Annotated in this window: 1 protein-coding gene; it reads left to right on the forward strand. The window is 69.5% G+C overall.

The window, feature by feature from the left end; translation table 11 throughout:
* Positions 1-3 precede the first annotated feature (3 nt).
* A partial coding sequence (locus EN852_RS40240) for an ATP-binding cassette domain-containing protein (RefSeq protein ID WP_135880005.1) occupies positions 4-282 on the forward strand: 279 nt, incomplete at its 3' end.

Below are 282 nucleotides of genomic sequence, written 5' to 3' on the forward strand. Positions count from 1 at the left end.
GGGCTGGCGGCGGCCGCCGCGCTGGACCGGCTGCTCGGCGCCGAACCGATCGCGTCGACGACCTTGCCGGTGCTCGACCGGTTGCGCCTGACATTGCCGGCGCATGGCCTCGTCGCCATCGTCGGCTCGAGTGGATCGGGCAAATCGACGCTTCTGCGCCGTCTCGCCGGGCTCGAGCCGGGCGCCATGCCGACGCCGGGAACCCGTTCGCTGGCCAATGCCGGTCTTGGCCTTGTCCTGCTCGTCCTTGAGCTTCTTGGCGAAATCCTGGTTGTTCTTGGC

The organism is Mesorhizobium sp. M2E.F.Ca.ET.209.01.1.1 (assembly GCF_004010375.2).
Taxonomy (GTDB): domain Bacteria; phylum Pseudomonadota; class Alphaproteobacteria; order Rhizobiales; family Rhizobiaceae; genus Mesorhizobium.